The organism is Carboxylicivirga sp. (assembly GCF_982718395.1).
The window spans coordinates 1-4445 of the sequence record NZ_CEXQWX010000272.1 but is presented as its reverse complement, the minus strand read 5'-3'; the positions used below and the strand labels follow the sequence as shown (position 1 = coordinate 4445).

The window sequence follows — 4445 nt, the reverse complement described above, 5'->3', positions numbered from 1 at the left end:
GATGTAGCAGTTGGTGTTGGTGGTTATGCAAGTGGTCCTGTGTTGAGAATTGCATCGCAATCAGGTGTGCCTAGTTTATTACAAGAGCAAAACTCTTTTCCAGGCGTTACCAATCGTATTCTGGCAAAGAAGGCGGCGAAAATATGTGTTGCTTATGAAAAAATGGATCGGTTTTTTGCAAAGGATAAGCTCCTGGTAACAGGTAATCCGGTGAGGAATGATTTACTGAATAATATTATCAAAGAGGAGGCAAAGAGCTTTTGGAACCTTGATCAGAGCAAAAAAACGATATTGGTTATTGGAGGTAGTTTAGGAGCCCGATCTGTTAATAATGGAATTATCGAGACATTGTCGGCTTTACCTCAGGATGTGCAGATGATATGGCAAACCGGTAAATTTTATATTGAAGAAATGAAATCTCGCTTACCGGAAGAATTAAAGTCAAGGGTAATCGTAACTGATTTTATAAGCCGGATGGATATGGCATTTGCAGCATCTGATGTAGTTGTTTCAAGAGCCGGAGCCAGTTCAATATCTGAGCTGGCAATATTAGGTAAACCAACTGTTTTTGTTCCGTCACCAAATGTTTCGGAAGATCATCAGACAAAGAATGCTATGGCGTTGGTTGAAAAAAATGCAGCTCTTTTAGTGAGAGATGCAGATGTTAATTGTCTCATTAGTGAAGCGGTAAACCTGCTTAAAGATGATAAGCGCTTAAAATTGTTTGGGGACAATATTAAACAATTTGCCAAACCGGATGCCGCAAAAGATATAGCAACGGAAGTTATTAAGTTGGCACAAAATAAGTAGTATGTTGCAGTTTAAAGACATAAAAAGTGTTTATTTCATTGGTATAGGTGGAATTGGGATGAGTGCCCTTGCTCGTTTCTTTTGTTATGAGAAATTAAATGTGGCAGGGTATGATCGTGTGACAACTGTATTAACCAAAGAGTTGGAAGCTGAGGGTATTAAAATTCATTATGAAGATAATATTCAGAATATTTCAACTGAGTATAGGGATAAAGAGTCGACATTAGTGGTTTATACTCCGGCAATTCTTGAAACCCATTCAGAACTAAAGCATTTTCGTGATCAGGGTTTTGATGTCAGAAAAAGAGCTGCAGTTTTGGGTTTGATTTCTTCCGGCTTGAATAGCGTATGCGTTGCAGGAACACATGGTAAAACAACCATTTCTTCTTTAACTGCCCATTTATACAAACAATCCAGTGTAGGATGTAATGCTTTTTTAGGGGGGATTGTTAATAATTATAAGACAAACTTTTTACATGATTCTGATTCTTCCTATGTGGTTTTAGAAGCGGATGAATTTGATCGTTCATTCCTTCATTTAAAACCCCATTTTGCACTCTTATCAGCCATGGATGCAGATCATTTAGATATATATGGGGATAAAGAGAGTATAAATTCAGCCTTTCATGAGTTTGTTTCTAAGATTGAGCCGGGTGGAGTATTAGTATATAAACAGGGTTTACCTATTGAGGATGTCAACAGTGATATCGAATTGTTTTCCTATTCAATTGAAGAGAAAGCAGATTTCAGCGCCTTTAATTTAAAACTGGAAGATGGTATTCATCGTTTTGATTTACATACACCTTTCGGAACAATTCGAGGTCTGAAAATGGGAATACCTGGGTTGGTAAATGTTGAAAATGCTGTTGGAGCAATTGCTTTAGCTATGCTTGGAGGTGTTGAATCTGATGAAATTAAAGCTGCCTTACCTGATTTTGAAGGAATAAGGCGACGTTTTCAGTACCGGATTAAATCTGATGAATTAGTAATGATTGATGATTATGCTCATCACCCAGAGGAAATTAATGCGACATTTAAGTCTGTTAAAGCCATTTATCCTGATCGGAAAGTGACAGCGGTTTTTCAGCCGCACCTGTTCACACGAACGCGTGATTTCGCTGAAGAATTTGCCAATTCATTAGATCAGTTTGACCGGATTTTGCTTCTGGATATTTATCCGGCACGAGAGTTGCCAATTGATGGAGTTACCTCACAAATGATTGCATCAATGATGAAATCTCCGGCTGTTAAAGTGGTCAAAAAAGCTGACTTATTTGATGCGTTGATAGAAGATGAAAATGAGGTAGTACTAACGCTCGGAGCCGGTGATATTGATAAGGAAGTTCCGGTGTTGGAAAAGAAATTCAGGGAGTTTATCAGCAATATTTAGACGTTTGACAAAATGTTAATAAATAATAATAAATACTTCACTGATAGTAGGCGGAAAAAGTTATATTTAAGCGGAATAATTGAATAATTGTTACAAATGAAGCGTTGGAGAAACATAATATTGATCGTGCTGGCCGTTCTGTATTTTCCGGTGATCTTGTCATTTGTGGCAGTTGATAAGAGTAAGGTGGTTTGTGGTAATATTGAATCATCCATTTGTGATAGTGTTGAAAATCAATTTATCACTTCAGAGGAAATCAGGGACATTGTTTTGGATAAATACCCTGGTGTTCTGGGACGGCAAATTGAAGAGCTGAATTGTAACCAAATGGAATTGTTTTTTATGAAACATCCTGCCATCAATCAATGTGAAGTGTATCTGACCTATGGCGGAACATTGCATGTTGATGTGACTCAAAGAGAACCTTTGGTAAGAGTGTTCGATAAGAAAGATTCATATTATTTGGATATGGATGGGGCGAAAATGCCGTTGTTTAAAAATCATTCGGCACATGTTTTAGTGGTGAATGGTTATGTATCACGTTTGGATAAGGATGATTTGATGATGGTTGCGAAGGTGATACACCAGGATGCTTTCTGGAAAGCCCAGATCGAACAAATTTATGTGGATCAAAAGGGGGAATTGACCTTAGTGCCGAGAGTCGGAGATCACACCATTGAGTTTGGAACTGCTGTAAATACCTCAGCCAAATTCAAAAAACTGAAGGCGCTGTACAAAAACGGATGGGATTCACGGGAGTGGAATGTGTATAAAAAAGTAAGTTTAAAATATAATGGACAAGTCGTTTGTTCAAAAGGATAATGTTATGAACCACGAACCTAAACTAATAGCCGCCATCGACATTGGAACGACCAAAATAGTTGCTATTGTGGGACGTAAAATGGACAATGGTAAATTGCAATTGCTTGGAATGGAGCAAGTGCCGTCAATTGGAGTGAAAAGAGGAGTTGTTTTAAATATTGACGAAACGGTTGCATCTATTAAGCAGGCAATTAGCAGTATTGAGTCAAAGCTGAATATCAAACTGCAGGATGTGTATGTTGGCATTGCCGGACAGCATATTAAGAGTTTACGCAATCGTGGTTATCGTTTTATTGAGAGTGGTTTTGAGATTACCCAGGAAGATGTAGATCATTTATTTGATGATAACTACAAAATTCCGGTTGAGGCTGGTGAGAAAATAATGCACGTTATCCCGCAGGATTATATCGTTGATAACGAAATGGGAGTCAAGAACCCTGTAGGTATGTCAGGGCGACGCTTAGAAGGAAATTTCCATATCGTGTTAGGACGTATTGCATCTGTGAAAAATATTGAGAAGTGTATTCGACGTGTGGCACTTCAACTGAACGATTTGATTCTTGAGCCTCTTGCGTCATCCAAAAGTGTTTTGACTGAAGAGGAAAAAGAAGCCGGAGTTGTATTGGTTGATATTGGTGGTGGTACTACTGATGTGGCTGTTTTCTATGATGGTATTATCAGGCATACTGCAGTTATCCCTTTTGGGGGTAATGTGGTGACTTCTGATATCAAAGAGGGATGTTCTGTATTGTATAAACAAGCCGAGTCTCTTAAAGTGCAGTTTGGATCTGCGATGGGAGATATGGCACGTGAGGACATGGTGGTTACTATTCCTGGTATGGCCGGATGGGAACCAAAGGAGATTTCATTTAAGAGTTTGGCTTATATTATCCAGGCACGAATGGAAGAGATCATCGATTATGTCATGTACCAGATTGAAAACTCTGGATATTACGATAAGGTTGGTGCCGGCATTGTGTTAACAGGTGGAGGTGCATTATTAAAGAATCTACCACAACTGATTAAGTTCAGAACAGGACTGGATGTTCGAATTGGTTTGCCAGATCAATGTTTGGTAGGAGATGTTCCGCCGGAAGCTCACTTGCCTAACTATTCAACAAGTATTGGTTTGGTGTTGAGTGCAATGGAACGACCCAAAAGAGCAATTGTTGAACCTGAACTGTTTGGTGAAGTAGAACCTAAGTGGGAAGAATCACAGAGTCGAAAAACTGTTAAGAAAGAAAAAACAAAGAAGGAAAAATCAAGCTACAAAACAGGCAATTTGTTTAGCGGTATAAAGAATGGATTGGTAAATATCTTTGATGAAAAAGATGTTGAAATGTAGTTGGTAAATCAGGACGGATATGAGTGAAGAACTGATGAATTTTGAAATACCACAATCCGAGTCTTCCATTATTAAAGT

4 protein-coding genes are annotated in these 4445 nt (G+C 38.4%); all 4 read left to right on the top strand.

The features are described from left to right. The coding region (locus AC4MRQ_RS25030; protein WP_491200468.1) for a UDP-N-acetylglucosamine--N-acetylmuramyl-(pentapeptide) pyrophosphoryl-undecaprenol N-acetylglucosamine transferase at nucleotides 1-810 on the top strand (810 nt) is incomplete at its 5' end. 1 nt (nucleotide 811) lies between these two features. Next, the gene (murC, locus tag AC4MRQ_RS25025; RefSeq protein ID WP_491200467.1) at nucleotides 812-2200 is read left to right on the top strand and encodes a UDP-N-acetylmuramate--L-alanine ligase; all 1389 of its coding nucleotides are present in this window, start codon (nucleotides 812-814) and stop codon (nucleotides 2198-2200) included. Between the two features lie 96 nt (nucleotides 2201-2296). Continuing rightward, nucleotides 2297-3022 (top strand): cell division protein FtsQ/DivIB, encoded by a 726-nt coding sequence (locus AC4MRQ_RS25020; RefSeq protein WP_491200466.1) that lies wholly within the window; start codon nucleotides 2297-2299, stop codon nucleotides 3020-3022. Next, nucleotides 2994-4367 carry a cell division protein FtsA gene (gene ftsA / locus AC4MRQ_RS25015; protein ID WP_491200465.1) on the top strand — a complete coding sequence of 458 codons (1374 nt, stop codon included), beginning with the start codon at nucleotides 2994-2996 and terminating at the stop codon, nucleotides 4365-4367. The genes AC4MRQ_RS25020 and ftsA overlap by 29 nt, the downstream gene beginning before the upstream one ends. Nucleotides 4368-4445: the final 78 nt, after the last annotated feature.